The organism is Bradyrhizobium sp. SZCCHNRI20481, from assembly GCF_032485055.1.
GTDB lineage: Bacteria > Pseudomonadota > Alphaproteobacteria > Rhizobiales > Xanthobacteraceae > Bradyrhizobium.
In genome coordinates this window covers 140,093-166,255 of the sequence record NZ_JAUEUE010000016.1, presented here as the reverse complement: position 1 = coordinate 166,255, position 26,163 = coordinate 140,093, and the positions used below count along the sequence as shown (strand labels likewise).

Annotated in this window: 23 protein-coding genes and 1 pseudogene; 16 read left to right on the top strand and 8 right to left on the bottom strand. The window is 65.4% G+C overall.

Annotated features, from left to right (window positions below):
- Window positions 1-149 precede the first annotated feature (149 nt).
- Window positions 150-2,133: pseudogene (locus QX132_RS25220) on the top strand (AI-2E family transporter).
- Window positions 2,134-2,294: 161 nt separating this feature from the next.
- Here the strand turns inward: QX132_RS25220 and QX132_RS25215 are convergent.
- From QX132_RS25215 to QX132_RS25195, 5 genes are all read right to left on the bottom strand, one after another.
- A complete protein-coding gene (locus QX132_RS25215) occupies window positions 2,295-2,759 on the bottom strand; it encodes a GNAT family N-acetyltransferase (protein WP_316163148.1) in 465 nt (154 codons plus the stop codon).
- Window positions 2,760-2,822: 63 nt separating this feature from the next.
- On the bottom strand, window positions 2,823-3,017 hold the full coding sequence (locus QX132_RS25210; protein WP_315733936.1) for a hypothetical protein: 195 nt from the start codon (window positions 3,015-3,017) through the stop codon (window positions 2,823-2,825).
- Window positions 3,018-3,084: 67 nt separating this feature from the next.
- The gene (locus QX132_RS25205) at window positions 3,085-3,336 is read right to left on the bottom strand and encodes a hypothetical protein (RefSeq protein WP_316163147.1); all 252 of its coding nucleotides are present in this window, start codon (window positions 3,334-3,336) and stop codon (window positions 3,085-3,087) included.
- Between the two features lie 194 nt (window positions 3,337-3,530).
- Window positions 3,531-4,181 (bottom strand): glutathione S-transferase family protein, encoded by a 651-nt coding sequence (locus tag QX132_RS25200; RefSeq protein WP_315803309.1) that lies wholly within the window; start codon window positions 4,179-4,181, stop codon window positions 3,531-3,533.
- A gap of 193 nt (window positions 4,182-4,374) precedes the next feature.
- On the bottom strand, window positions 4,375-5,607 hold the full coding sequence (locus QX132_RS25195) for a glycosyltransferase family 87 protein (protein WP_316163146.1): 1,233 nt from the start codon (window positions 5,605-5,607) through the stop codon (window positions 4,375-4,377).
- 191 nt (window positions 5,608-5,798) lie between these two features.
- Here QX132_RS25195 and QX132_RS25190 point away from each other — a divergent pair, with 191 nt between their 5' ends.
- The 8 genes from QX132_RS25190 (at window position 5,799) to QX132_RS25155 (ending at window position 14,575) form a co-directional block, all read left to right on the top strand.
- On the top strand, window positions 5,799-7,001 hold the full coding sequence (locus tag QX132_RS25190) for a pyridoxal phosphate-dependent aminotransferase (RefSeq protein WP_315757337.1): 1,203 nt from the start codon (window positions 5,799-5,801) through the stop codon (window positions 6,999-7,001).
- A gap of 120 nt (window positions 7,002-7,121) precedes the next feature.
- Complete coding sequence (locus tag QX132_RS25185) at window positions 7,122-7,646, top strand: DUF992 domain-containing protein (RefSeq protein WP_316163145.1); 525 nt, start codon at window positions 7,122-7,124, stop codon at window positions 7,644-7,646.
- Between the two features lie 173 nt (window positions 7,647-7,819).
- On the top strand, window positions 7,820-8,293 hold the full coding sequence (locus QX132_RS25180) for a DUF992 domain-containing protein (RefSeq protein WP_315733931.1): 474 nt from the start codon (window positions 7,820-7,822) through the stop codon (window positions 8,291-8,293).
- Between the two features lie 177 nt (window positions 8,294-8,470).
- A complete protein-coding gene (locus QX132_RS25175) occupies window positions 8,471-10,519 on the top strand; it encodes an elongation factor G (protein ID WP_316163144.1) in 2,049 nt (682 codons plus the stop codon).
- A gap of 205 nt (window positions 10,520-10,724) precedes the next feature.
- Complete coding sequence (locus QX132_RS25170) at window positions 10,725-11,027, top strand: helix-turn-helix domain-containing protein (protein WP_315733929.1); 303 nt, start codon at window positions 10,725-10,727, stop codon at window positions 11,025-11,027.
- Window positions 11,028-11,120: 93 nt separating this feature from the next.
- On the top strand, window positions 11,121-12,884 hold the full coding sequence (locus QX132_RS25165) for a SulP family inorganic anion transporter (protein ID WP_315733928.1): 1,764 nt from the start codon (window positions 11,121-11,123) through the stop codon (window positions 12,882-12,884).
- A 126-nt stretch (window positions 12,885-13,010) separates the two neighbouring features.
- The gene (locus tag QX132_RS25160) at window positions 13,011-13,853 is read left to right on the top strand and encodes a shikimate dehydrogenase (RefSeq protein ID WP_315771871.1); all 843 of its coding nucleotides are present in this window, start codon (window positions 13,011-13,013) and stop codon (window positions 13,851-13,853) included.
- Window positions 13,854-13,996: 143 nt separating this feature from the next.
- Window positions 13,997-14,575, top strand: coding sequence for a hypothetical protein (locus QX132_RS25155; protein ID WP_315784236.1), 579 nt, complete (start codon window positions 13,997-13,999; stop codon window positions 14,573-14,575).
- Window positions 14,576-14,856: 281 nt separating this feature from the next.
- On the opposite strand, the gene QX132_RS25150 is transcribed toward QX132_RS25155, so the two are convergent.
- Window positions 14,857-15,993, bottom strand: coding sequence for an alpha-hydroxy acid oxidase (locus QX132_RS25150; RefSeq protein ID WP_315733926.1), 1,137 nt, complete (start codon window positions 15,991-15,993; stop codon window positions 14,857-14,859).
- Between the two features lie 401 nt (window positions 15,994-16,394).
- Between QX132_RS25150 and glmM the strand changes: the two genes are divergently transcribed.
- From glmM to QX132_RS25130, 4 genes are all read left to right on the top strand, one after another.
- Window positions 16,395-17,747, top strand: coding sequence for a phosphoglucosamine mutase (gene glmM, locus QX132_RS25145; protein WP_315733925.1), 1,353 nt, complete (start codon window positions 16,395-16,397; stop codon window positions 17,745-17,747).
- Between the two features lie 597 nt (window positions 17,748-18,344).
- Window positions 18,345-19,190 carry an outer membrane protein gene (locus QX132_RS25140; protein WP_315778051.1) on the top strand — a complete coding sequence of 282 codons (846 nt, stop codon included), beginning with the start codon at window positions 18,345-18,347 and terminating at the stop codon, window positions 19,188-19,190.
- 189 nt (window positions 19,191-19,379) lie between these two features.
- Window positions 19,380-20,207: an outer membrane protein gene (locus QX132_RS25135; protein WP_315733923.1), complete on the top strand. Its 828-nt coding sequence runs from the start codon at window positions 19,380-19,382 to the stop codon at window positions 20,205-20,207.
- 28 nt (window positions 20,208-20,235) lie between these two features.
- Complete coding sequence (locus tag QX132_RS25130; RefSeq protein WP_315733922.1) at window positions 20,236-20,691, top strand: GNAT family N-acetyltransferase; 456 nt, start codon at window positions 20,236-20,238, stop codon at window positions 20,689-20,691.
- A gap of 5 nt (window positions 20,692-20,696) precedes the next feature.
- Here QX132_RS25130 and QX132_RS25125 read toward each other — a convergent pair whose 3' ends face one another.
- Both QX132_RS25125 and QX132_RS25120 read right to left on the bottom strand, forming a co-directional pair.
- The gene (locus tag QX132_RS25125) at window positions 20,697-21,548 is read right to left on the bottom strand and encodes an amidohydrolase family protein (protein WP_316163143.1); all 852 of its coding nucleotides are present in this window, start codon (window positions 21,546-21,548) and stop codon (window positions 20,697-20,699) included.
- Window positions 21,545-22,531, bottom strand: coding sequence for an aldo/keto reductase (locus QX132_RS25120; protein WP_316163142.1), 987 nt, complete (start codon window positions 22,529-22,531; stop codon window positions 21,545-21,547). Before QX132_RS25120 ends, QX132_RS25125 begins: the two co-directional genes overlap by 4 nt.
- A gap of 106 nt (window positions 22,532-22,637) precedes the next feature.
- Here QX132_RS25120 and QX132_RS25115 point away from each other — a divergent pair, with 106 nt between their 5' ends.
- The 3 genes from QX132_RS25115 to serA all read left to right on the top strand — a co-directional run bounded on the left by QX132_RS25115 (window position 22,638) and on the right by serA (window position 26,110).
- Complete coding sequence (locus tag QX132_RS25115; protein ID WP_316163141.1) at window positions 22,638-22,928, top strand: hypothetical protein; 291 nt, start codon at window positions 22,638-22,640, stop codon at window positions 22,926-22,928.
- Window positions 22,929-23,072: 144 nt separating this feature from the next.
- The gene (locus QX132_RS25110) at window positions 23,073-24,245 is read left to right on the top strand and encodes a phosphoserine transaminase (protein ID WP_316163140.1); all 1,173 of its coding nucleotides are present in this window, start codon (window positions 23,073-23,075) and stop codon (window positions 24,243-24,245) included.
- A 275-nt stretch (window positions 24,246-24,520) separates the two neighbouring features.
- On the top strand, window positions 24,521-26,110 hold the full coding sequence (serA, locus tag QX132_RS25105) for a phosphoglycerate dehydrogenase (RefSeq protein WP_315733917.1): 1,590 nt from the start codon (window positions 24,521-24,523) through the stop codon (window positions 26,108-26,110).
- The last annotated feature ends 53 nt before the right edge of the window (window positions 26,111-26,163 follow it).

Genomic DNA, 26,163 nt, shown 5'->3' with positions numbered 1-26,163 from the left:
GATCGAGACGAACCTTCCGGCATATGACCACCGGCGCCGGCGACATCGTCAGAAGCTTCCCTCCGTTGCAACGCGCCACCTTCGTCGACGTTGACAGCCTGACCGCATGAGCGACGTGCGCCGCCCTTCCTCGTTCGGAGCGAGATTCGATGATCATCAGACAGCCGCTCAAGGTCCGCACCCCGGAGGAAGTTCTCGGGCTGATCAGCGCGCTGGCCGTCGCCATTTTTGCGGTCATCATCATCGCGCTGCTGTATTTCGGTCGTGACATCCTGGTGCCCGTGGCCCTGGCCATCCTGCTCAGCTTCGTATTGGCGCCGTTGGTCGCGCAACTGCAGCGGCTTCGTGCCCCGCGCGGACTGGCCGTCGTCAGCGTGGTCGTTCTCGCGTTCGTCGTGATCTTTACGCTGGGCAGCCTGCTCGCCACCCAGCTCACCCAGCTTGCCAGTGAGTTGCCGAACTATCAATCGACGATGAGCAACAAGATCCAGTCGTTCCGCGACACCAAGGCCGGGAGAGGGACGCTCGAGCGTGCATCGGACATGCTCAAGGATCTGGGCAAGGAACTCGACAAACCGAAAGAGCCGGAAGCGGCTCGGCCGCCGAGCGGACTGCGAACGAATTCCTCAGTCCCTGTGACCCCGATCCCGGTGGAGGTCCGGCAGCCCGATCCTGGAGCGCTGGACAGTCTTCGCACGCTGATTTCGCCGCTCATTCATCCCCTGGCGACGACTGGCATCATCATCATCTTCGTGATCTTCATATTGCTTCAACGCGAGGACCTGCGGAATCGGCTCATCCGCCTTGCGGGCTCATCGGACCTGCAGCGCACCACGGCGGCGCTCGATGATGCGGCTTACAGGCTCAGCCGGCTGTTCCTCACTCAGCTCGCCCTGAACGGCGGATTCGGCGTCGTGATCGGCGTCGGCTTGTGGTTCATCGGCATCCCCAGCGCCCTCCTTTGGGGAATCCTCGCCGCAGCGCTTCGGTTCGTGCCCTATATCGGCGCCGTCATCGCCGCGGCGTTTTCCGCTTGCTCTGGCGGCAGCGGTCGACCCTGGCTGGTCGATGCTGATTTGGACGCTGGCCCTGTTTCTCGTGGTCGAGCCGTTGCTCGGCCACGTCATCGAACCGATGGTCTATGGGCGCAGCACGGGCCTGTCCCCCGTGGCGGTGGTTGTTTCGGCCGCGTTCTGGACCGCGCTGTGGGGCCCGATCGGGTTGGTGCTCGCGACGCCGCTGACGGTCTGCCTGGTCGTCATCGGACGACATGTGGAGCGCCTGGAGTTCCTCGACGTCATGTTCGGTGATCGTCCAGCGCTGTCTCCTCCCGAGATCTTCTACCAGCGCATGCTTGCGAACGATCCGACGGAAGCAGCCGAGAAGGCAGAGGAGTTCTTGAAGGAGCGCTCGTTGATTGCCTATTGCGACGAGGTCGCGGTGAAGGGGCTGCAATTGGCCCAAGCCGACGCCGACCGGGGGGCGCTCGCCTATGATCGCCTTGCAACGATCCGTGACGCCGTCGCCGAGTTGACCGCCGATCTTTCCGATCAGAATGATGGTCCGCTGGCGAAACGCGAGACCACCAGCGATCCGGAGGCGGCATCGGCCGTCGACAGCTCGGCCAGCAGTGGGGCCATCGACACGATACCCATCCTCAGCAAGGACAATCTCGCCGAAGGATGGCGGAGCGAGCAGCCGGTCCTGTGCGTGGCGGGGCGAACCCCGATCGACGAAGCGGCGGCGGTGATTCTCGCGCAACTGTCGTCGGCGCACGGGTTGGGCGCGAAGGTTTCAGGAGCGGAGGCGCTCTCGACGGCGAACGTCATCAAGCTCGAGCCCGCAGGTGTTGCGATTGCCTGCCTGATCTATATCGGCAATTCCGGCGTCGCACATATGCGCTACTCCGTTCGTCGCTTGAAGCGACGGCTCCCCAGAGCAAAAGTGATGTTGGTCTGCTGCGCGGCCGACGTTGATCAGGAGGCCGCGAAGGTGCTGCAAGAAGCCACCAAGGCCGATCTGGTCGCGGCGAGCATGGGCGAGGCTGTCAGAATGTGCATCGAAGCCGCGCAGGCGAAGGCTTCTCAGCTGGCACCATTGGAGCAGCAGGGCACGACGACGAACGTGGCGTGAGACGCGCCACGTCCAACGACCAGGCCCGACAAAAAAATGCGGCCCCGGTCAGAGACGGCGACTGACGGGGACCGCTGAAACGCGTGACCGGTGACGGGGGGATGATCAGGCGCTCGATGGAGCGTAGGCCGGCCCCGTGACGGCGGCGTGACACCGCCCGTTCACAGCGCCCTGCGGTAGACGATGAAGCCCGAGCGCTCGGCGATCTTGTCGTAGAGCGCCTGTGCCGTCCTGTTGGTCTCGTGCGTCTGCCAATAGACCCGCGGCGCACCGGCCTGCCGCGCTTCGCGGTAGACCGCCTCGATCAGCGCCCGGCCGACGCCCTTGCCGCGGGCGGCTTCGCTCGTGAACAGGTCGTTGAGATAGCAAAGCGGCCCGATCGTGGTGGTGGCGCGATGAAACAGGTAATGCGCCAAGCCGATCAGCTCGCCACCGCTCTCGGCGACCAGGGCATGCACCGGCTCGTTGGCATCGAAGAAGCGCGACCATGTCATCGCGGTCACCTCGGCCGGCAGCGCCGTCGGCCCGGAACGGCCGTAGAAGGCGTTGTAGCCGTCCCAGAGCGGCAGCCAGCGATCATGGTCGTCGCGCGCGATGGCGCGCACAGTGATGAGTGCTTCGTGCATGAAGGATTCGTCGTCCGTTTGAAAATCCCGACGGACCTTCGATACGCGCAGCCGTGTTCGCGATCAATCAGGGATGGGCAGCACCGGTTCGGCGGTGGGCGGCCGCATCAGCTCGACGTAGACCGACCGATCCTCCTCGGTCAGCGGCGAGAGCGAGAGCTCGCCCCGTCGCTCGATCAGGATCAGCAGTGACGCCGCCAGCAGGATCGCGAGTGCCAGGGTCACGGCAACGATTACGACCGTTGATTTCATCGCCATTTTGTGTGCGAGACAATCATCGCCTGTTGTCGCGAAAACCGCGAAGGGTTGTCAAAATGGCTTCCTGCTAAGCGGGCATCGACAAGACGGCGCGAATCGACACCACCGCAATGGTGACGCTGACACCCAATGAGAGCGTGCTGGCCGCGATCGTTGCGACCACGGCGGTGGTCAGGCCGGGCGAAAGGGTGAGCGTTGCGTGGCCGTGAAAGCCGCTGACGGGCGTGCGGAGCCCTCTACGGTGGTTCGACTCCTGCGGCGACGCGCGGCCGCGGACCCAACTGAACTTCGGAACGGAAGCACAACGCCACCGGGACATGAAGTCGAAATCCCTTACCCATACATCCGCGAGCGAATCACTCGCAGAGGTAAATTCTAAGGTAGCGCTGGGCAGGATTGCGGCGGCAAATCAGCAAAAAAGGCAAGAACATGGCGCTCGTGGTATTTGTTCCCGCCTAAACGTGTATTTTCCCCGCTGTTCTACGGGCGGTCGGTAGTTTTACGGTGAGCATGTCACCCGTAGTCGGCGGCGATGCCGGCTGAATCGATCAGTGCCGGCTGCCAATCCATCGCGACGAAACCGGGTGTCTGTTCGACGCGGCGCAGCCAGCTGCGGATCTTCGGGAAGGTCGACAGATCGAAGTCGCAGCGATCGGCGACGTGCGTGTAGCCGTAGAGCGCGATGTCGGCGACCGTCAGCTGTTTCGCGGCAAAGTAATCGTTGCTCTTGAGATGATTCTCCATCACCTGGAGCGCGGCATAGCCGCGCTCCATCCAGTCCTCCAGCGCATGGGTCTGAAGGTCGCGCCCGCCCTTGACCAGGAGCAGCCAGAAATAGGCGGCGCCGATGTTCGGCTCGAGCGCATGCTGCTCGAAGAACATCCACTGCAGCGCTTCGGCGCGCTCGATGCGCTGCTCCGGCACCAGCGGCGTGCCGCCGGCGACATACCAGAGGATCGCGTTCGATTCGGCGATGAAGCGGTCCTCGCCGACTTCCAGCAGCGGCACCTGGCCGCTCGGATTCTTGGCGAGAAAATCCGGCGTGCGGCTCTCGCCGCGCAGAATGTCGATCTCGATCGCCTGATAGGGCGCGTTCAGAAGCGCGAGCGCAAGGCGGACCTTGTAGCTGTTGCCTGACCGCTGCATCGAATAGAGCTTGTACATCCGGCCGATTTCGAGTTCGAGGAATCAAGGGTTGGACGCATCGCGCATCCGGACGCCAGATCGTCCCGCAATGCGGCCAGACAATGATGCCGATGAGCGCAGGCTGCAAGTGCCGGCGGATGGAAAAAGTCGAAATGCGCTACTGCACTGCACTCTCGAATAACAACTTTCCAATAGGTTCAAACAATCGAGATCACGCTTGTGCGATGCGCGCGTGTCCACCGATCTCGACGGCGCGATCGGTGAGTGCGCGGCGCAGGGTCAGCGCGAACAGGGCCATCAGAATGATGAGGCCCAGCGGTATCGTCGTCAGCCCGGCGACGCTGCGCGAGAGCAGCGGCACGATCCAGGCGGCCGCGAGCACGCTGAGCTCGTAGTCGCGAAAGCCGTTCGCGAGGCCGTGCCGGACGAAGAAAATGATCGCAACCGCAACGACCACGAGGTCGTAGTCGAGCACGTAGGGCGTCGCCAGCAGGCTCGCGCTCGCCAGTGCCGAAGCCTTGAGATCGAACGCAGCCTCGCTCTGCCACAGCCAGGCAAGTCCGGCCGCGAGCGACAGCGCCAGCAGGCTTTGCAGCGCATAGGCGGACCTGACATCGGCGCCCCAATGGCGCGCGGCGGAGAATACCGACTGGATCTTCTCCCACCCGGTGCCGCCTTGCTCGAGCACGACGCTCTGTGTGAAAGTCATGGATTGGAAGAAGGCGTGCCAGACCTCGTTGCCGAGCGCGGCGAAGCTGATCGCGACCAGCGCGGCCACCGTGGCGGCTGCAGCAGCGATCGTCGGCCAGCGCGTGCCTGCGAGCAGCGCCACGGGAATGAGGACGCCGAATTGCGGCTTGTAGGCGAGCAGGCCGATCAGGATGCCGGCCGCCCACGGCCGGTCGCGCTCCATCAGCAACAGCGCGCCGCCGAGCAGCGCCGCGGTGAAGAACGCGTTCTGGCCGTGACCGATGTTGACGAACACGGCGGGAAAGGCGGTCGCCACCAGCAGGGTCTCGGAACGCGGCAGGATCGCGCGCATGACCGCGAGGTATGCGAGCAGGCTCGACACGACCCAGAGCGCGAGCCCTCCGGCATAGGGCAGCAGGGCGGTGATGGCGGCGATCGCGAAGAAGAAGGGCGGGTAGTGCCAGCCGAAGAACGGCACGTCGCGGCCATCGAACACGGCCTTTTCCATCGCATGCTGCAGCGGCGGATCGTAGGCATCCGCCGCCTTGCCGTGAAGGGTCAGCACGCCTGCCGCATAGACGTTGGAGAAGTCGGTCCCGATCGGCTTGCCGTTGCGGTCGATCAGCCCGTCGGACAGCGCGATCCAGCCGGCGATTGCCGCGATCGTGACCGCGAGCAGAATCCAGCTGTAGGACTTGATCCGCGTGGCCGTGAGCCAGTCGCCGGATCGCAGGGCGCACCCGATAGTGGTCATTTCGGCCTGAGACTCTGGACAATCGTGGGCCCACGCTAGCGGGGCGGCTTTAACGTTCCCTAAAGTCTTGGGAGCCATGTGCCCAAGCTTCTTGCGATGCCGCGCCGCGGGCCTTAAAAGCAGGCGTTTCCCTGACATGACTGGTCGTGGCCCTGAAGGGGTGATGCACGACGCCTGCATAGGAGCTGATGATGTCCTTTCTCGCCGCTGCGCTCGACCGTGTGAAGCCGTCCGCGACCATCGCGGTCACGGATAAAGCGCGCGTCCTCAAAGCGGCGGGCCGCAACGTCATCGGCCTCGGCGCCGGCGAGCCGGATTTCGACACCCCGGACAATATCAAGGAAGCTGCGATCCAGGCGATCCGGGCCGGCAAGACCAAGTATACCGCGGTCGACGGCATCCCCGAACTGAAGGAAGCCATCATCGGCAAGTTCCAGCGCGAGAACGGCCTCACCTATAAGCCGAACCAGGTGATCGTCGGCGTCGGCGGCAAGCAGGTGCTGTACAATGCGCTGATGGCGACCATCAATCCCGGCGACCAGGTGATCATCCCGGCGCCGTATTGGGTCAGCTATCCGGAGATGGTGGCGCTCGCCGGCGGCGAGCCGGTGCCGGTGGTCTGCACCGCGGCGCATGGCTTCAAGCTGCAGCCGGAGGCGTTGGAGAAGGCGATCACGCCGAAGACCAAGTGGCTGATCCTGTGCTCGCCGTCGAATCCGACCGGCGCGGCCTATACCAAGGCCGAGTTGAAGGCGCTCACCGAGGTGCTGGTCAAGCATCCGCATGTCTGGATCATGACCGACGACATGTACGAGCACCTCGTCTATGACGACTTCGTGTTCACCACGCCGGCGCAGGTCGAGCCGTCGCTGTACGACCGCACGCTGACCGTGAACGGTGTCTCCAAGGCCTATTGCATGACCGGCTGGCGCATCGGCTATGCCGGTGGTCCGGCGCACCTGATCAAGGCGATGGCGACGATCCAGTCGCAGTCGACCTCGAACCCGTGCTCGATCGCGCAATGGGCGGCGGTGGAAGCCTTGAACGGTCCGCAGGACTTCATTCCCGCGAACAACAAGGTGTTCAAGGAGCGCCGCGACCTCGTGGTCTCGATGCTGAACCAGGCGAGCGGCATCGAATGCCCGCGGCCGGAAGGCGCCTTCTACGTCTATCCGTCCTGCGCCGGCACGATCGGCAAGACTGCGCCGTCGGGCAAGGTGATCGACAATGACGAGGCATTCGTCACCGAGCTCCTGGAGACCGAGGGCGTCGCGGTGGTGCACGGCTCGGCGTTCGGCCTCGGCCCGGCGTTCCGCATCTCCTACGCGACCAAGACCTCCGATCTCGAGGACGCCTGCAAGCGCATCCAGCGCTTCTGCGGCAATCTGAGGTAATCGGGCAACATCCGTCTCGAAACTCCAGAAGCCAAGTTCCAGGCCGAAAGGCGCCATGTTTTGAACATGGCGCCTTTCTCTTGTCGGTCGATAAGTCTGGTGGCGTAGGGTTGGAGTTCGATGCGGCTGCTTCTGCTGTCGATCACGTTGCTTGTGTCGGTTGCTCCGTTCGCGCAAGCCCACGCAAATCGCCCCATGCGCGCCGGCGTGCTCGAGTGCGCGGGACGAAAGACTTCCGGCAAGCTCGTGATGTCCCAGTCACGCCTGCGCTGCGTGTTTCGCAGCCAGGGTCGCCAGCCGGAGCGCTATGTCGCCAAGGTCCGGCGCTACGGCCTCGATGTCGGGCTGACGGATGAGACCAGGATGGCGTGGGCGGTCAGCGCACCGGTCAACGATTTCGGCCGCAGCGAGCTGCGCGGGCGCTACGGTGGATTGTCCGCCAACGCCGCGGCTCTGGTCGGCTTCGGCGGCAGCTTCCTGGTGCGCGACACCGATCGCGCCGCCGCCCTGCAGCCGATCAGCCTGCAGGGGCAGACCGGCCTGAACATCGCTGCCGGAATCACCGAGGTCGAGCTGGTGCCGCTGCTGCCGATCCACCCGAGCCCGAGCCGTTCATCGTCCTATTTCTCGCGCTTCTATCGCTGAGCCGCGGAAGCGTTCGGGCGAACGCGTCGCAATGGCCGGCGCGATGGCGCGTGCTGACGGCGCGGCGAATCTGGTGCGACTGTAAGGCTTGTGGCATAGATGTGATGCCCCGTGATCGTCAGTCCGATCGACGGGTCTGCATCACACGTTCATTTCAGCCGGAGTTTTTATTCATGCGCTCGACCATCCTCGCCGGGCTCGCTGCTGCGGTCGTCCTCTGCACCGGCGGCGCTGCCCAGGCGCAAGATCGCGTGCGGGTCGGCGTCCTCGAATGCCGCGGTGGCGCCAGCGTCGGCTTCATCGTCGGCTCGGTCACCCATCTCGGCTGCGTGCTGCGCGCCGACGGGCTGCCGGAGGATCGTTACGTCGCGACCATCCGCAAGGTCGGCCTCGATCTCGGCATCACCCAGGAATCGCTGCTGGCCTGGGTGGTCTATGCCCCGGTTGCACGGCTCGGGCCGGGCGATCTCTCCGGCGACTATGCCGGCGCACAGGGCTCGGCCGCCGTCGGCGTCGGCCTTGGCGGCAACGTGCTGGTCGGCGGCTCCGCCAACTCGATCGCGCTGCAGCCACTCAGCGTCCAGGGCCAGGTCGGCCTCAGCGTCTCGGCGGGGCTGCAAAGCCTCGAATTGCGCCCGGGGCGGTGATCTTCCCTTTGCCGTGAATAGCCGCTCTTCCCGCCATCGTGCGGGAAGACGGCGCGATCCCCCGCACTGCAGCAACGTTTTTCGCAGGCCGCCTGCTTGCCAAAGCGGCAGCTGAGGCAGAGCATTCGGCTTTGCCGACCCAATCAAGGGCCGAGCTCCACAACGAGGAGGCGGCGAATGGGACAAGACCTGAGAAGTCCCCGCGGTCCACGGTGCATTGCGCTGGTGGGCCCTTTCCAAAGCGGTAAAACCACTCTGTTGGAGGCGATCCTGGCGCGGACGGGCGTGATCCCGCGCGCGGGCAGCGTCGACGCCGGCACATCCGTCGGCGATGCCAGCCCGGAGGCGCGTCAGCACAAGATGAGCGTCGCCATGACGGCGGCGACCACGACCTTCATGGGCGACAGCTACACCTTCCTCGATTGTCCCGGCTCGATCGAATTCATCCACGACATGCGCGCGGCGCTGCCGGCGGTCGATGCCGCCATCGTGGTCTGCGAGGCCGACGAGAAGAAGCTGCCGCAATTGCAGATCATCCTGCGCGAGCTCGAGGAGCTGCGCATCCCGCGCTTCCTGTTCCTCAACAAGATCGACCGCGCCAATGCGCGCATCAGGGAGACGCTTGCCACATTGCAGCCGGCCTCGCGCGTGCCGCTGGTGCTGCGCCAGATTCCGATCTGGAACGGCGAGCTGATCGAGGGCTTCGTCGACCTCGCGCTGGAGCGCGCCTTCATCTATCGCGAGCACAAGGCGTCGGAAGTCGTTGGGCTCGAAGGCGGCGATCTCGACCGCGAGAAGGAGGCGCGCTTCTCGATGCTGGAGAAGCTCGCCGATCACGATGACGCGCTCATGGAGCAACTGCTGGAGGACATCCCGCCGCCGCGCGACGCCGTGTTCGACGATCTCGCGCGCGAATTGCGCGAGGGGCTGATCTGCCCGGTGCTGCTCGGCTCGGCGCTGCGCGAGAACGGCGTGCTGAGGCTGATGAAGGCGCTGCGCCACGAGGCGCCCGGAATCGCCGAGACCGCGCAGCGGCTGGGCGTGAAGGACGCGAAGGAGGCGCTCGGCTACGTCTTCAAGACGTTGCACCTGCAGCACGGCGGCAAGCTGTCATTGACGCGCCTGCTTTCGGGCCATCTCGACGACGGAGCGACGCTGCATGCCGCTTCGGGCGAGGCGGCGCGCGTGTCCGGCATCCTGGCTGCGACCGGCGCCTATGACAGCAAGCGCGCGGGCGCCGAAGCCGGCGACACGGTCGCGCTCGGCAAGCTCGATGCGGTCAAGACCGGAGATACGGTTGCGACCGGCAAGACGGCGCCGCTGCCGCTGGCAAAGGTCGAGGCGTGCCCACCCGTGCTGGCGCTCTCGATCGCCGCCGTGGACCGCAAGGACGACGTCAAGCTCGGCCAGGCCTTGCAGCGGCTCCACGAGGAGGATCCATCGCTGACGATGGTACAGAACCCGCGCACCCACGACACGGTGCTGTGGGGGCAGGGCGAGATGCATCTGCGCGTCGCGCTGGAGCGGTTGCGCGACCGTTTCGGCGTCAACGTGAAATCGCATCAGCCTGCGATCGGCTATCAGGAGACCATCCGCAAGCCGATCACGCAGCGCGGCCGCCACAAGAAGCAGTCCGGCGGTCACGGCCAGTTCGGCGACGTCGTGCTCGACATCAGGCCGCTGCCGCGCGGCGAAGGCTTCCGCTTTGCCGAGAAGGTGGTCGGCGGCGCGGTGCCGCGCAACTACATCCCGGCGGTGGAGGAGGGCGTTGTCGACGCAATGGCCCGCGGCCCCCTGGGCTTCCCCGTGATCGACGTCGAGGTCACGCTGACCGACGGCTCCTATCACAGCGTGGATTCGTCCGACCTCGCGTTCCGCACCGCGGCGCGGGTCGGCGTCGGCGAGGGGCTGCCGCAATGCCAGCCGGTGCTGCTGGAGCCGATTCACACCGTTGAGATCGTCTGCCCCACGGAAGCGACTGCCAGGATCAATGCGATCCTGTCGGCGCGGCGCGGCCAGATCCTGTCGTTCGACACCCGCGACGGCTGGCTGGGCTGGGATTGCGTCCGCGCGATGATGCCGGAGGCCGAGATCGGCGAGCTGATCGTCGAATTGCGCTCGGCCACGGCCGGCGCCGGCAGCTTCACCCGCCAGTTCGACCACATGGCCGAGGTGACGGGCCGCGCCGCCGACCACATCATCGCCTCCCACCGCGACGCCGCCTGAGCCGAACGCTCCGCGCCGAGCAGCACCGGCCCGTCATCCTCTCTCGGGATGGCGGGCCGGATCGCGTCGGGACCTTGCTCGGGCGCGCAGGGAACAGAGGACGAGGGCTGGGTTCCAGCTTGCCTCCGAAAGCAATTTATGATGTATTTTACATCATTGTCTTTGTCTCAGACATCATTTATGGTGTCTGCTACGTGAGGCCATCGTGATCACGTCGTTCCAGATGCGAGCAGCCCGTGCGCTGCTCGGGATAGATCAGAGAACCTTGGCCGAGCTGGCCGGCGTGTCGCTGCCGACGATCCAGCGGATGGAAGCCTCCACGGGCAACGTCCGCGGCGTGGTGGACTCGCTGACCAAGGTCGTCGATGCGCTCAATCGTGCGGGCGTGGATCTGATCGGTGAGCATTCCCGCAGCGAGAATGGCGGGCGTGGTGTTCGCCTGAAGGAACCGGGGCCGCCCCGCCGCATGGGCCGTCAAACTGACATTGTGCGCGATGACGCGAGCTAGGCTCATCGCGCGGCACGGGGCCCCTGGGCGCTTCGTGTGGGACGCATCGTCGGCTGCGCCGCGGCCCGATGAGGCGACGGGAGCGTGACGGGCATGAGCATCGCAAATGAACACCGTTCGCACGGGCGGGTCGGACATCATGAGCCGACCTTCGCCGAGCTTTATTCCCCCAAACTCCTGACGGTCTTGCGCGAGGGCTACGGCCTCAGCGACTTTCGCGCCGACGCGCTGGCGGGCCTGACCGTGGCGATCGTGGCGCTGCCGCTGTCGATGGCGATCGCGATCGCCTCCGGTGTCTCGCCGGGGCGTGGTCTCTACACCGCCGTGATCGGCGGCTTCCTGGTCTCGCTGCTCGGCGGCAGCCGCTTTCAGATCGGCGGTCCCGCGGGTGCCTTCATCGTGCTGGTCGCTGCGACGGTCGATCGCCAGGGTCTCGATGGCCTGCTGATCGCGACGATGATGTCCGGCGTGATCCTGGTGATCGCAGGATATTTGCGGCTCGGCACCTACATCAAGTTCATTCCCTATCCGGTCACGGTCGGCTTCACCGCGGGCATCGCCGTCATCATCTTTGCCAGCCAGCTGAAGGATCTGTTCGGTATCACGCTTGCGGGCAAGGAGCCGGGCGAGCTGCTTCCGAAGCTCACGGCGCTCGCGCATGGCGCGCCGACCGCGAGCATGTCTGCGGTCGTGACGGCCGCGCTGTCGATCGCGATCATCATCGGCCTCAAGCATCTGCGGCCGACTTGGCCCGGCATCCTGATCGCGGTCGTGGTCGCGGCCATCATCACCTTCGCGCTGCAGCTTCCGGTCGAGACCATTGGGACGAAATTCGGCGGTATCCCGCGCGAGCTGCCGGCGCCGGCGTTGCCGGCGTTCTCGCTCGCCAAGGTCCAGGCGGTGTTCCCCGACGCGATCGCCTTCGCACTGCTCGGCGCCATCGAATCGCTGCTGTCGGCCGTCGTCGCCGACGGCATGACCGGCCGTCGCCATCGCTCGAACTGCGAGCTGGTGGCGCAGGGCTTTGCCAATGTCGGCTCGGCGCTGTTCGGCGGCATCTGCGTCACTGGCACCATCGCGCGCACCGCCACCAACGTTCGCGCCGGCGCACGCGGGCCGGTGTCGGGCATGCTGCATTCGCTGTTCCTGCTGGTGTTCATGCTGATCGCGGCTCCGCTCGCGAGCTACATCCCGCTGTCGGCGCTCGCCGCGGTGCTGGTGGTGGTGGCCTGGAACATGGCCGAGAAGCACGAGTTCGCCACCCTGATCCGATCGTCCTGGGGCGATGCCACGGTGTTGCTCGCGACCTTCGGGCTGACGGTCTTCCGCGATCTCACCGAGGGCATCCTGGTCGGCTTTGCGCTCGGCGCCGTGCTGTTCATCAACCGCATGGCGCAGATGACCGGCGTCGAGGACAGCACGCCGCTGGTCGCGCAGGACCGTGCGGATTTCGAGGACGGCGCGCGGGTGCCCTACAATCCCAAGCTCAGCACCGACAAGGACGTGCTGGTCTATCGCATCACCGGGGCGTTCTTCTTCGGCGCCGCCTCGACCGTTGGCACCGTGCTCGACTCGATCGCCGACCGCCGCAAAGCCTTCGTGGTCGACTTCGCCGCCGTACCGTTCCTGGATTCGACGGCTGCCAACGCCATGAGCCGCGTCGCCGCCAAGGCCAGGCGCCAGGGCATCCGCCTGTTCATCACGGGCGCGTCGCCGACCGTGCGCCGGGCGCTGCTGACCCACGGCGTGCGGCCGCCGCTGGTGCGCTATCGCGAGACAATCGAGCGCGCCGTGGCCGACATCAAGGGCAAGGAGACGGCGCCGGCGGACGTCGCCGATGGGCTCGCCGCGAGCTGACACGCGACCTTAACGCCGCGTCGCCGTTTGGGCCATGGCGCCTCTCGGCCGCTGCGGCGCTTTCCCGGGGGGCGACTGCCGAGCCCCAGCATTGACTCCAGCCGGGGCTTGTCCGATGTCACGGCCATGACCCTCGCCGCCAAACCCCGCGCTGCGTGCCTGATCGGCTGGCCTGCCGCGCATTCGCGCTCGCCTTTGATCCATCATCATTGGCTGCACGAGCTTGGCATTGCCGGCGGCTACACCATCGAGGCGGTGCCGCCGGAAGAGCTGGCGGACTTCGTCATGCATCTCGACCGTCGCGGCTTCGTCGGCGCCAACGTCACGATCCCGCACAAGGAGCGCGTGCTGGAGCTGAGCGAGCCGGACGCGCGTGCCCGCGCGGTCGGCGCGGCCAACACGCTCTGGTACGAGGACCGCATCCTGCGGGCCACCAACACCGACGTCGAAGGCTTCATCGGCAATCTGGATGCCGCCGCCCCAGGCTGGGACCGCACCGACGAGGCGCTGGTGCTTGGCTCCGGCGGCTCGGCGCGGGCCGTCGTGTTCGGCCTGCTCGAGCGCGGCATCGGCCGCGTCCACGTCATCAATCGCACCGCGGCGCGCGCACAAGCCCTGGCTGATCAGTTCGGCAGCCACGTCGTTGCCGAAGGCTGGGACCGCGTCGGCGCGCTGCTGCCGCGCGCGGGCCTGTTCGTGAACACCACCTCGCTCGGCATGCACGGCCAGCCGCCGCTCGAGCTCGACGTCGAGCTGTTGCCGCAGCAGGCTGTCGTCGCCGACATCGTCTACGTGCCGCTGGAGACGCAGTTGCTCGCGGCGGCGCGGGCGAGGGGGCTGCGCACTGCCGATGGGCTCGGCATGCTGCTGCACCAGGCCGTGCGTGGCTTCGAATTGTGGTTCGGCCGCCGTCCGCAGGTCACGCCCGAGTTGCGCGCGCTGGTCGAGGCCGATCTCACAAGGGCTTGAACGCGGAATAAGCGCAGATGGTCGGCGTCTCATTGATCGAGCGTCCGCGTAGCCCCGCATTGGACGCGGATGATCTTCTCTCGCCCTCGGAGCCCTGCATGTCCGCTCGTCTCGTCCTGATCCGTTCCGTCGCTTCACTCGCCATGGTTGCGGCTGTATCCGCGCTCGCCATTGCCCAGCAGGCGCCGGTGCCGACGCGCGTGCGCGGCGCCATCGAAAGCGTCGACGCCGACATGATGACGGTGAAAGCCCGCAGCGGCGAGATCTTCAAGCTGCGCATGGCCGGTGATCTGCGCGTTTCGGGTGTCGTCAAGGCGCAGCTTTCCGACATCAAGCTGGGCTCGTTCATCGGCGCCACCACGGTGCCCGGCCCGGACGGCGCGCCGAAGGCGGTCGAGATCCACATCTTTCCCGAGGACATGCGCGGCACGGGCGAAGGCTCGCGGTCGTGGGACCTGAAGCCGAATTCGAGCATGACCAACGCCACCGTATCCGAAAGCTCGGTCTCGACCGACGGTCACTCGCTGCTCGTCAAATACAAGGGCGGCGAGAAGCGGGTCGACATCGCGCCGGACACGCCGATCGTGACCTTCGTGCCCGGCGACAAATCCGAGCTGACGGCCGGCGCGAAGGTGATGGCCACCGTCAAGCAGTTACCCGATGGCTCGCTCGAGACCAGCCGCGTCAGCGTCGGCCGCGATGGGCTGACGCCGCCGATGTGACCCAGCTCATCTGGAGCGTATGCCGCATCCTGACAAAAGGTGTCGTCCCTGCGAACGCAGGGACCCATAACCCCAGGATGGAGTGTCGGGGCACGCCAGGGTGTCTTAGTCTGAGCAGATGCCCAAACGCACCATGCAGTGGCGCGACCGCCCGAAATAACTGACAGCGGTGGCTATGGGTCCCTGCGTTCGCAGGGACGACAGCTTTTGCTTGGCAAGCGCTTCGGATCATCACGGTGTGAGACCAGCGTCATGCTTTGTCCCAACCGGTTAAGTGTCGATCAATCCGCCAGCACCTTCCGGTCGATCTCGGCCACCGTGTTGATGCCGCACAGGCCCATCGTCGTCAGCAGCTCGTTGCGGATGATGTCGATCGCCTTGGCGACGCCGGCCTGGCCGCCGGCGCCGAGGCCGTAGGCATAGGCGCGGCCGAGCATGCACGACTTGGCGCCGAGCGCGAGCGCGCGCATCACGTCCTGGCCGGAGCGGATGCCGCCGTCGAACATGATCTCGATCTTGTCGCCGACCGCTTCCGCAATGCCGGGCAGCACGTGGATCGAGGACGGTGCGCCGTCGAGCTGGCGGCCGCCATGGTTGGAGACGACAAGCGCCTGCGCGCCGGTCGCGGCCGCGAGCTTCGCGTCCTCGATGTCGTGGATGCCCTTGATGATCAGCTTGCCCGGCCAGATCGAGCGGATCCAGTCGACGTCCTTCCAGTTCAGCGAAGTGTCGAACTGCGCCGCGGTCCAGGCCGAGAGCTTGGTGAGATCCTCGGTGTTCTTCACGTGGCCGGCGATGTTGCCGAAGGTGCGGCGCTTGCCCTGCAGCACGCCCTGCACCCAGGCCGGCTTGGTGGCGAAGTCGAACAGCTTCGACAGCGTCCATTCCGGCGGCACGCTCATGCCGTTCTTGATGTCCTGGTGGCGCTGGCCGATCACCTGCAGGTCGACGGTCAGGCATAGCGCGCTGCACTTCGCGGCGATCGCGCGCTCGACCAGGGCCTTGATGAAGCCGCGATCCTTCATGACGTAGAGCTGGAACCAGAACGGCTTCTCGACGCTGCCCGCGATGTCCTCGATCGAGCAGATCGACATCGTGCTCTGCGTGAACGGGATGCCGGCGGCCTGGGCGGCGCGGCAGGCGTGAATCTCGCCGTCGCCGTGCTGCATGCCCAGAAGGCCGACCGGCGCCAGGATCAGCGGCATCGATGACGGCTCGCCAAGGATCGTCGTCGACAGATCCCGCTTGGACACGTCGACCAGAATGCGCTGGCGGAATTTGATCTTCTGCAGATCGTCGCGGTTGGCCCGCAGCGTCTCCTCGGCATAGGAGCCGCGATCGGCGTAGTCGAAGAAGGCTTTGGGCACGCGGCGCTTGTGCAGCAGGCGCAGGTCTTCAATGCAGGTGACGTGTTTCATCGCGCTCTTCGACTCCCCACCGACGTCTCGTTTCTTGGGCTCGGCAGTCATCTAGCATCTTTGCGGCGCCTGCCAAATCCAACTTGGGAACCGCCACGGCGTCCGGGCAAGACACGCAAACTGCGAGCGTTCCGCAACAGGACGTCAGGGGCCGCCGGAGCGAGCACATTCCTGCTGCGGGGGCGCTCCGAGGGGGGCCCTCCGGAGCCGTCAGGTCGAGTGAAAAATTAGCCTTAACAATGACTTGCGGCGGCCGTGGCGGTTTCGTGGTAATGATTGATCACATTTTTTGAATCCATCTTAGCTTTAAGGCGACTATAACCCGCGGGCTGACCGGAGGGGCTTGCCATGTGATTCGCCCCCGCCGGTAACGAAATCCAGAAGCCGTTGCTGGGGGTCATATGAGCCGTAACTATTTCGGGACCGATGGGATTCGTGGCCGCGCCAACGGCCTGATCACACCGGAACTCGCGCTCAAGGTCGGGCAGGCCGCAGGTCTTCTGTTTCAGCGCGGCGAGCATCGCCACCGGGTGGTGATCGGCAAGGATACCCGCCTGTCCGGCTACATGATCGAATACGCGATGGTGGCCGGCTTCACCTCGGTCGGCATGGACGTGCTGCTGGTCGGCCCGATGCCGACGCCGGCGGTCGCCATGCTCACCAAGTCGATGCGCGCCGATCTCGGCGTCATGATCTCGGCCTCGCACAATCTGTTCGAGGACAACGGCATCAAGCTGTTCGGGCCGCAGGGCTTCAAGCTGTCAGACGATGTCGAGAAGCAGATCGAGCAGCTGCTGGACGAGTCGCTCGACAAGAAGCTGGCGCAGAGCGCGAGCCTCGGCCGCGCCCGCCGCATCGACGGCGTGCACGATCGCTACATCGAATTCGCCAAGCGCACCCTGCCGCGCGACCTCTCGCTCGACGGCCTGCGCGTCGTGGTCGATTGCGCCAATGGTGCGGCCTACAAGGTCGTGCCCGAGGCGCTGTGGGAGCTGGGTGCCGACGTGATCTCGATCGGCGTGGAGCCGGACGGCTTCAACATCAATAAGGAATGCGGCTCGACCTCGCCGGAGGCACTGTGCCGCAAGGTGCGTGAGATGCGCGCCGACATCGGCATTGCGCTCGACGGCGACGCGGATCGCGTGATCCTGGTCGACGAGCGCGGCCACATCGTCGATGGCGATCAGCTGCTCGCGGTCATCGCGCAGAGCTGGAAGGAAGACGGCCGCCTGGCGCGCGCCGGCATCGTCGCGACCGTGATGTCCAATCTCGGTCTCGAGCGCTTCCTGCAGGGGCAGGGGCTCGAGCTGGTGCGCACACCGGTCGGCGACCGCTATGTGCTCGAGCGCATGCTGGCCGACGGCTACAATCTCGGCGGCGAGCAGTCGGGCCATATCATTCTCTCGGACTACGCGACCACGGGGGACGGCTTCGTCGCCGCGCTGCAGGTGCTGGCGACGGTGCAGAGGCTGCGCCGTCCGGTCTCCGAGGTCTGCCATCGCTTCGATCCGCTGCCGCAGATCCTCAAGAACGTCCGCTATCGCAGCGGCAAGCCACTCGACGCGGACGAGGTGAAGTCGGCGATCGACACCGGACAGAAGCGCCTCAACGGCCATGGCCGACTGCTCGTGCGCTCCTCCGGAACCGAGCCGGTGATCCGCGTGATGGGCGAGGGTGACGACCGCGATCTGGTCGAGGAGGTCGTCGACGAGATCGTTGCTGCGGTTGGCAACGCGGCTGCGGCCGCCGCATAATCATCAACCGTCATATTCGGCCTTTGCGGCCTGCCATCATCGTCTGATGGCAGGCCTTTTTGTCGGCAGCTTGTCGTCCTGCGCGCGAGAGCGGTGGGCTCGGGTCTGCCGGCGCGATCTGCGGCTCGTCGTAAAGCGGGCAGGGGCCAGGACAGGGCGATGCATCGATGAAATCGGCCAATCGCGGCGGGCAAGTCTGCCAATCTGTTACGTCGTGCCCGGGCTTGACCCGGGCATCCACGACGTTCCTTCCGAGCGCAACAAGGACGTGGCTGGCCGGGACAGGCCGGCCACGACGATGTGGGAGCAGACGGCGCAAAACGCAGATCGCCATATGCGATCGCTCCGTCTGGAGAGAGGCGATGTCGACAATTTTAAGTTGAACTAATTAGTTGATGATTACTACGAGGACGAGACGGAGATGACGAATTGTTAGGAGGTGTTGCGCGGTCGTTAACGGTTCTTGTGCGCTCAGGAAATATCAACCTTAATAATTAGGGTTAAGCGCCGCTTAAGCATTTGGCGCGATTGTACGGTCGTCAGTTGTGATGTGGGGCCGGATTCTCGATCGCCTCACCGGCCAAAGGGACGAAGCCAATGCGTAGCGTTAAGTCTTTGATCGCCGCCGGAGCGGCCTCTCTGTTTTCAACTCTCGCCTTTGCGGCCGACATGCCCATCGCGCCTCCTCCGGTCTACGCGCCGCCGCCGGCGGCCGATTTCGGTGGCTGGTATCTGCGCGGCGACATCGGTTTCAGCAATCAAAAGGTCAAGGACGTTCATTACTCGCGCGAGTCCGCCTACACGCCGATGACGTCGTTCAACCAGACCTCGGCGTTCGACACCGCGGGCATCTACGGCGTCGGCGTCGGCTATCGCTTCAACAGCTGGTTCCGCGCCGACGTCACCGGCCAGTATCGCGGCAATTCGAACTTCAAGGCCACCGACCGCTTCAATGCAACGGCGGGCGGCGTGCCCTATAGCGGCATCGACAATTACAGCGGCAGCAAGTCCGAATGGCTGGTGCTCGCCAACGCCTATGTCGATCTCGGCACCTGGTGGTGCGTGACGCCGTTCATCGGCGCGGGTGTCGGCGGTGCGCGGGTGACGATTTCGAATTTCACCGACACGGGCATCAACAACCTGCCGTTCACGACCACGAGCTTCGCGACGGCGCCGACCTCCTCGAAATGGAATTTCGCTTGGGCGGCCCATGCGGGTCTCGCCTACAACGTCAATCCGAACCTGGTGTTGGAGCTGGCCTACAGCTACGTCGATCTCGGTCAAGGGCAGACCGGCGTCCTGTCCGACTATGTCGGCAACACCACCGGCAACGTCTTCAAGTTCAAGGACATCACCTCGCACGACCTGAAGCTCGGCGTGCGCTGGAATTTCGACCAGCCTCCGCCGCCCCCGATGATGCCGCCCTTGATCCGCAAGGGCTGAGCCGAGCGGTCCTCATCACTGTAAACAATCAAGCGGCGCGGGCCTCCCGCGCCGCTTAGCGTTTCTGATACCGCTGTTCGAACGCCTCCACGCTGAAAGAATTTCCGCGCAGAGCGCTGCGACAACGAATGATTAAGGTTAACGCGCGATGATCGGAACAGAGAGTCAAGTGTTGATTGGAGCGTTGCGATGCGTAGCCTGGTGGTGGCGGTTTCGGTGTGCGGCATGATCTCCGCGGCGCAGGCCGCGGATTTGTCCGACCTTCCGATCCTGCGGGGCGGCCTGACCGAGGGCCTGAACAATTCGCGGGTCAACTGGGACGGCTATTACGTCGGCGTCCAGGGCGGCTACGGCTCGTCCGATGAGAATTTCAACGGCTCGACCAAGAACATCACGGCGGCGGTGCTTGCCAACACGCTGATCGAGAGCCAGATGCAGGTATCGTCGTGGAACCCCAATCTCGGCAAGCAGTCCTCGCGCGCATCTGGCTTCGGCGCCTTCGTCGGCTACAACAGTCAGTGGGACGACGTCGTGCTCGGCGTCGAGGCGAGCTATCTGCATGGCAAGTATGGCGGCATGGCCTCTTCGAGCCGCACGCTTGTCAGCACGGCCGCACTGTCTGACGGCAACTTTCACGCCGTGACCTCGACGCAGTCCTCGCAGATATCGATCACCGACATGGCAACGATCCGGGGTCGTGCCGGCTATGCAATGGGCTGTTTCCTGCCTTATGGGTTCTTCGGCCTTGCGCTCGGCAATGCAGATCTCGGCCAGTCCGTGACGGTTCAGGATCGCGTCAGCACCACTTTCCTGGGGACCTACACGCCGCTCGCGCCGCTCAGCGCCAACAACATTCAGCACAATCACCTGATCTATGGCTACAGCGCCGGTCTCGGCGTCGACGTCAATCTCGTCGGCGGCCTGTTTGCGCGGGCCGAATACGAATACATCCGCTTCACCTCGACCGTCGACACCAGCATCAACACGGTGCGCGCGGGCCTCGGCTACAAGTTCTGAGCTGTTTGCAAGCCTGTCCTGAAAGCTCATGTCCATCATGATCCGGCCTGCGCAACGCGACGACGTCGGCGCCATTGTCGCCATGCTCGCCGACGATCATCTCGGCCGGGCGCGGGAGCGTGTCGAGCAGCCGTTGCCGCAGTCCTACTACGACGCATTCGAGGCGATCGTGCGGGACGCGAATATCACCCTGGTCGTCGCCGTGGAGGCGGACAGGGTGGTCGGCTGCCTGCAACTCTGCATCCTGCCCGGGCTCAGCTCGCAAGGTGCGTCGCGCGCGCTGATCGAAGACGTTCGGGTCGCAATCGACCGGCGCAGCCGGGGCATCGGCGAGCAGCTGCTGCAATGGGCGATTGCCGAGGCCCGCAGCCGGCGCTGCAATCTGGTCGAGCTCATGACGCATCAGAGCCGCACCGACGCACAGCGCTTCTATGAGCGGCTCGGCTTCGCCAAAAGCCATTTCGGCATGGTGATGCGGTTCTGATCTAATCAGAGCGGCAGGCGGTAGGCTGCGACGGCGTTCGGGCCGAAGGCCTTGTCGCGGACCTCGGCACCGAGCCGGGTCAGGCAGTGCTCGAGCGCCTGCTTGATTTCGCCATAGCTGCCGGCGAGCAGACACACCGGCCAGTCCGAGCCGAAGATCAGCCTGTCGGCGCCGAAGCAGCGTGCGACGTGCGCGACATAGGGAAACAGCCGCTCGGCATCCCAGTCGGTCCAGACGGCTTCCGTCGCCAGCCCCGACACCTTGCACCAGACATTGCCGCAGGCCGCGAGCTCGGCGATGCGATCGGCCCAGTCCTGATCGAACCCGGTTACGATCGGCGGCTTGGCGGCGTGGTCCAGCACGAAGCGTGCTCTTGGAAACGCGCGGACGGTCGCGATCGCCGCCGGCAGCTCGCGCGTGCGCACCAGCAGATCGTAGGTCAGGTCGTGCGCGAGCACGATGTCGAGGCCGCGCCTGACATCGCCGCGATAGATCCACGCCGGATCGGCCTCGTCATGGACCTGGTGGCGGATGCCGACCAGCCTGTCGCCGCCGGGCAGGCCGCGCAGCCTGTCGATCGTCGACCCTACCGATGGACCGCTCAGGTCGACCCAGCCGACGACACCGGCGACGAACGGCGTCGCGTGCGCGATGCGCAGGAATTCCTCGGTCTCGTCGAGCGACGACCGGGTCTGCACCAGGATGCTGGCCTCGATACCATTCTCGGCGAGCCGCGGAGCAAGGTCGGCAGGACCGAACGGACGGCGGATCGGCGCCAGCGCGTCCCCGGCCATCCACGGATAGTCGGCGCGACCGGGATCCCAGAAGTGCTGATGCGCATCGATGACGCGGCTCATGACGCCTCTCCCGGCAGCGGTGCGCGGGCATCGATCAGATTGCTGGCGCGCAGGTCGCGCCAGAACGTGTCGGGGATTCGCGCCTGCGCCAACGCGATGTTGTCGGCGGCCTCCTGCGCATTGCGCGCGCCCTGCAGGCCGACGGTGACGGCGGGATGGGCGAGACAGAACTGGATCGCGGCGGCCTTGAGCTCGGTGCCGTGTTGCTTGCACAGGGCGTCGAGCTGGCGCGCGCGGGCCACCAAGGCGGCATCGGCATCTTCGTAGTTGAACTTCGCGGGCCCGTAAGGATTGGCGAGGATGCCGCTGTTGTAGATGCCGCCGAGAATGATGGCGATGTTCCTCGCGCGGCAGATCGGAAACAGCGCCGTCAGCGCGCCCTGGTCGAGCAGCGTGTAGCGGCCCGCCAGGAGAAAGCAGTCGACCGGAACGGCCTCGGCGAAGCGCGCCAGCATCTCCGACTGGTTCATGCCGGCGCCGATCGCCTTGATGCTGCCGTCGTCGCGCAGCCGCTGCAGGGCACGGAAGGCGCCAGCCACGGCTTCGTCATAGTGGTCGTCGGGATCATGCACGAGCAGGATGTCGACGCGATCCAGGCCGAGCCGAACCAGGCTCTCCTCGACCGAACGCATCACGCCGTCGTAGGAATAGTCGAACTGCGGCCGCAGCGGCGGCGTGCCCTTATAGTGCGTATCTTCGCCCGACGCCGTCGGGTCCGGCCGCAGCAGCCGTCCGACCTTGGTCGAGATCACGTAGCTGTCGCGCGGCTGCCGGCGCAGAAACGCACCGAGCCTCTGCTCGGCGAGGCCGAAGCCGTAGAGCGGCGCGGTGTCGTAGAAGCGCACCCCGCGCGCCCACGCCGCAGCGATCGTGGCTTCGGCATCGCCATCGCTGACCGGCTCGAACAGGCCGCCGAGCGGCGCCGTGCCGAGGCCGAGTCGGGTGATGTCGAGCGGGCTCCTCCCGAGACGGACGCGTTCCATTGTTCTGTCCTTGTTGTTCGGCGCGTACAGATCGCGTCATTGTGCATGGATGCGTTCGGCGAGACAATGACGTCGCTTGGTGCAGCACAACGAAGAGGAGAGGACGATGTCGGCGATCAATCCACTCACGGCCTTCGGTGTCGCCCTAGCGACTGCAGCGACCGATGCGGTTTACGTCATGTTCACTTCGGCGGTCGTTGCCAAGCGGCGAGTGTCAGCGGCGACCTGGAGCTCGATCTGGTACATGCTCTCGTCCTTCGCCGTGATCAGCTACACCGAGAACTGGATCTACGTCGCGTTCGCGGCGGTCGGCTCCTGGATCGGCGCCTATGCCTCGATGACCTTCCTGCATCGTCCGCCGGCTGGTCAGGCACCGGTCGGTGCCGCACCGGAATGAATTGCATTCGCTTGCATGCCAGCACGACTGCGTGAACGCCGACAAGAGGGCGCGAAGTTCCTTGACGCGGAACGACCCTTCCCGTATTCACGCCGGCGGGACACCTCCCCCCAACGGGAGGCTTACTATCTGGAAGGATAGACGATGACTGCAGCGAAGCCCTCGCAGCGGCCTGCCGTGCCGCATTTCTCCTCCGGCCCCTGCGCCAAGCGCCCCGGATGGACCTCCGAAAATCTCAAGGACGCTCCCCTCGGCCGTTCGCATCGCGCGAAGATCGGCAAGGCCAAGCTCAAGCAGGCCATCGAGCTGACGCGCGACGTTCTCGAAGTGCCAGCCGACTACAAGATCGGCATCGTGCCCGCATCCGACACCGGCGCGGTCGAGATGGCGCTATGGTCGCTGCTCGGTGCGCGGCCCGTCACCACGATCGCCTGGGAATCCTTCGGCGAAGGCTGGGTCAGCGACATCGTCAAGGAGCTCAAGCTCAAGGACGTCACCAAGCTGCACGCCGGTTATGGCGAGATCCCCGATCTGTCGAAAGTCGATCCGGCAAGCGACGTGGTCTTCACCTGGAACGGCACCACGTCGGGCGTGCGTGTCCCGAATGCCGACTGGATCAGCGCGAGCCGTGAAGGCCTGACGATCTGCGACGCCACCTCGGCCGCATTCGCGCAGCCGCTCGACTGGCCGAAGCTCGACGTCGTCACCTTCTCCTGGCAGAAGGCGCTTGGCGGCGAGGCCGCGCATGGCATGCTCATCCTCTCGCCGCGCGCGGTGGAGCGTCTCGAGACCTACAAACCGGCCTGGCCGCTGCCGAAGATCTTCCGCCTCACCAAGGGCGGCAAGCTCAATGCCGGCATTTTCGAGGGCGAGACCATCAACACGCCCTCGATGCTGTGCGTCGAGGACTATCTGGACGCGCTCAACTGGGGCAAGTCGATCGGCGGCCTCAAGGCGCTGATCGCCCGCGCCGACGCCAACACCAAGGTGCTGGCGGACTGGAAGGCGCGGACGCCGTGGATCGATTTTCTCGCCAAGGATCCCGCCATCCGCTCCAACACCTCAGTGTGCCTCAAGGTCGTCGATCCCGCGATCACATCGCTGTCGGCCGATGCCCAGGCGGAGTTCGCGAAGAAGCTGGTGTCGCTGGTCGAGAAGGAGAACGCCGGCTTCGACTTCGCGCACTACCGCGATGCGCCGGCCGGCCTGCGCATCTGGTGCGGCGCCACGGTGGAAGCGAGCGACGTCGCACTGCTGACGCAGTGGATCGACTGGGCATTCACCGAAGCCAAGGCCGCGCTGCCCAAGGCGGCCTGACCCACGCTCGTCGTGCCGTCATTGCGAGCGCAGCGAAGCAATCCAGGGCCACGAAGAAAGTCTGGATTGCTTCGTCGCTCCGCTCCTCGCAATGACGAAATTCAAGACGCGTAGGGTGGGCAAAGGCGCGAAGCGCCGTGCCCACCATCAACGTCAACCGACGCGAAAGACGGTGGGCACGCTGCGCTTTGCCCACCCTACGATTCGATTGCTTCCACCCATTCCGGCGCTGATGCGCTGTCCCTCTCTCGCGAGAGGCGTGAAGGAACATCGTCATGTCCAAACCCAAAGTTCTCATTTCCGATGCGCTGTCGCCGGCTGCCGTGCAGATCTTTAAGGATCGCGGCATCGAGGTCGACTTCCAGCCCAATCTCGGCAAGGACAAGGACAAACTCGCCGACATCATCGGCGACTATGACGGCCTTGCGATTCGCTCCGCGACCAAGGCCACGGCCAAGATCATCGAGCGCGCCAAGCGGCTCAAGGTGATCGGCCGCGCCGGCATCGGCGTCGACAATGTCGAGATTCCCGCGGCGACCGCCAAGGGCATCATCGTGATGAACACGCCGTTCGGCAATTCGATCACGACCGCCGAGCACGCGATCACGATGATGTTGTCGCTGGCGCGCGAGATCCCGCAGGCTGATGCCTCGACGCAAGCCGGCAAGTGGGAGAAGAACCGCTTCATGGGCGTCGAGATCACCGGCAAGACCCTGGGTGTGATCGGCTGCGGCAATATCGGCTCGATCGTCTGCGACCGTGCGCAGGGCCTGCGCATGAAGGTGATCGGCTTCGATCCGTTCCTCACCGAGGAGCGCGCGCTCGATCTCGGCGTCGAGAAGGTCGAGCTCGAGGAGCTGCTGAAGCGCGCCGACTTCATCACGCTGCACACGCCGCTGACCGACAAGACCCGCAACATCATCGATGCCGCGGCGATCGCCAAGATGAAGCAGGGCGTGCGCATCATCAATTGCGCGCGCGGCGGCCTGATCGACGAGCAGGCGCTGCTCGAGGCCCTCGACAGCAAGCATGTCGCGGGTGCGGCGCTCGACGTGTTCGCCGAGGAGCCGGCGACCAGCAATCCGCTGTTCGGTCATGCCAATGTGATCTGCACGCCGCATCTCGGCGCTTCGACCACGGAAGCGCAGGAGAACGTCGCGCTGCAGATCGCAGAGCAGATGTCCGACTATCTGCTCACCGGCGCGATCTCGAACGCGATCAACTTCCCGTCGATCACCGCGGAAGAAGCGCCCAAGCTGAAGCCGTTCATCGCGCTCGCCGAGAAGCTCGGCTCGTTCGCGGGCCAGCTCACCGAAAGCAGCATCACCAAGATCCAGATCACCTATGAAGGCCACGTCGCCGAGATGAAGACCCGGGCGCTGACCTCGGCGGTGCTGGCCGGGCTGCTGCGGCCGATGCTGGGCGAGGTCAACGTGGTGTCGGCGCCGGTGATCGCCAAGGAGCGCGGCATGATCGTCGACGAGGTGCTGCGCGCCGGCGAGAGCGACTATGAGAGCCTGATCACGGTCGCGGTCACCACCGAGCACCAGGAGCGCGCGGTGTCGGGTACGGTCTATGCCGACGGCAAGCCGCGTCTCGTCGACATCAAGGGCATCCGTGTCGACGCCGAGTTCGGCAAGTCGATGATCTACGTCACCAACGAGGACAAGCCGGGCTTCATCGGCAAGTTCGCAAGCCTCCTGGGCGACGCCAAGATCAACATCGCGACCTTCCATCTCGGCCGCGTGGCGCCGGGCAGCGACGCGATCGCGCTGGTCGAGGTCGACGGTGCGGTGCCGGCCGAGCTGCTCGGCAAGATCCAGGCATTGCCGCAGGTCAAGCAGGCCAAGGCGCTGGCGTTCTGATGACGCGCTAGAGCGCGCGGTGCTTCTTGGTTGAATCGACTTAGCCGCTGGCT

Bases quoted from the DNA above. Each gene is read 5' to 3' on its own strand.
- QX132_RS25215 (WP_316163148.1), bottom strand. From the start codon at position 2,759: ATGCACGAAGCACTCATCACTGTGCGCGCCATCGCGCGCGACGACCAT.
- QX132_RS25210 (WP_315733936.1), bottom strand. From the start codon at position 3,017: ATGGCGATGAAATCAACGGTCGTAATCGTTGCCGTGACCCTGGCACTC.
- QX132_RS25205 (WP_316163147.1), bottom strand. From the start codon at position 3,336: ATGTCCCGGTGGCGTTGTGCTTCCGTTCCGAAGTTCAGTTGGGTCCGC.
- QX132_RS25200 (WP_315803309.1), bottom strand. From the start codon at position 4,181: ATGTACAAGCTCTATTCGATGCAGCGGTCAGGCAACAGCTACAAGGTC.
- QX132_RS25195 (WP_316163146.1), bottom strand. From the start codon at position 5,607: ATGACCACTATCGGGTGCGCCCTGCGATCCGGCGACTGGCTCACGGCC.
- QX132_RS25190 (WP_315757337.1), top strand. From the start codon at position 5,799: ATGTCCTTTCTCGCCGCTGCGCTCGACCGTGTGAAGCCGTCCGCGACC.
- QX132_RS25185 (WP_316163145.1), top strand. From the start codon at position 7,122: ATGCGGCTGCTTCTGCTGTCGATCACGTTGCTTGTGTCGGTTGCTCCG.
- QX132_RS25180 (WP_315733931.1), top strand. From the start codon at position 7,820: ATGCGCTCGACCATCCTCGCCGGGCTCGCTGCTGCGGTCGTCCTCTGC.
- QX132_RS25175 (WP_316163144.1), top strand. From the start codon at position 8,471: ATGGGACAAGACCTGAGAAGTCCCCGCGGTCCACGGTGCATTGCGCTG.
- QX132_RS25165 (WP_315733928.1), top strand. From the start codon at position 11,121: ATGAGCATCGCAAATGAACACCGTTCGCACGGGCGGGTCGGACATCAT.
- QX132_RS25160 (WP_315771871.1), top strand. From the start codon at position 13,011: ATGACCCTCGCCGCCAAACCCCGCGCTGCGTGCCTGATCGGCTGGCCT.
- QX132_RS25155 (WP_315784236.1), top strand. From the start codon at position 13,997: ATGGTTGCGGCTGTATCCGCGCTCGCCATTGCCCAGCAGGCGCCGGTG.
- QX132_RS25150 (WP_315733926.1), bottom strand. From the start codon at position 15,993: ATGAAACACGTCACCTGCATTGAAGACCTGCGCCTGCTGCACAAGCGC.
- glmM (WP_315733925.1), top strand. From the start codon at position 16,395: ATGAGCCGTAACTATTTCGGGACCGATGGGATTCGTGGCCGCGCCAAC.
- QX132_RS25140 (WP_315778051.1), top strand. From the start codon at position 18,345: ATGCGTAGCGTTAAGTCTTTGATCGCCGCCGGAGCGGCCTCTCTGTTT.
- QX132_RS25135 (WP_315733923.1), top strand. From the start codon at position 19,380: ATGCGTAGCCTGGTGGTGGCGGTTTCGGTGTGCGGCATGATCTCCGCG.
- QX132_RS25130 (WP_315733922.1), top strand. From the start codon at position 20,236: ATGTCCATCATGATCCGGCCTGCGCAACGCGACGACGTCGGCGCCATT.
- QX132_RS25125 (WP_316163143.1), bottom strand. From the start codon at position 21,548: ATGAGCCGCGTCATCGATGCGCATCAGCACTTCTGGGATCCCGGTCGC.
- QX132_RS25120 (WP_316163142.1), bottom strand. From the start codon at position 22,531: ATGGAACGCGTCCGTCTCGGGAGGAGCCCGCTCGACATCACCCGACTC.
- QX132_RS25115 (WP_316163141.1), top strand. From the start codon at position 22,638: ATGTCGGCGATCAATCCACTCACGGCCTTCGGTGTCGCCCTAGCGACT.
- QX132_RS25110 (WP_316163140.1), top strand. From the start codon at position 23,073: ATGACTGCAGCGAAGCCCTCGCAGCGGCCTGCCGTGCCGCATTTCTCC.
- serA (WP_315733917.1), top strand. From the start codon at position 24,521: ATGTCCAAACCCAAAGTTCTCATTTCCGATGCGCTGTCGCCGGCTGCC.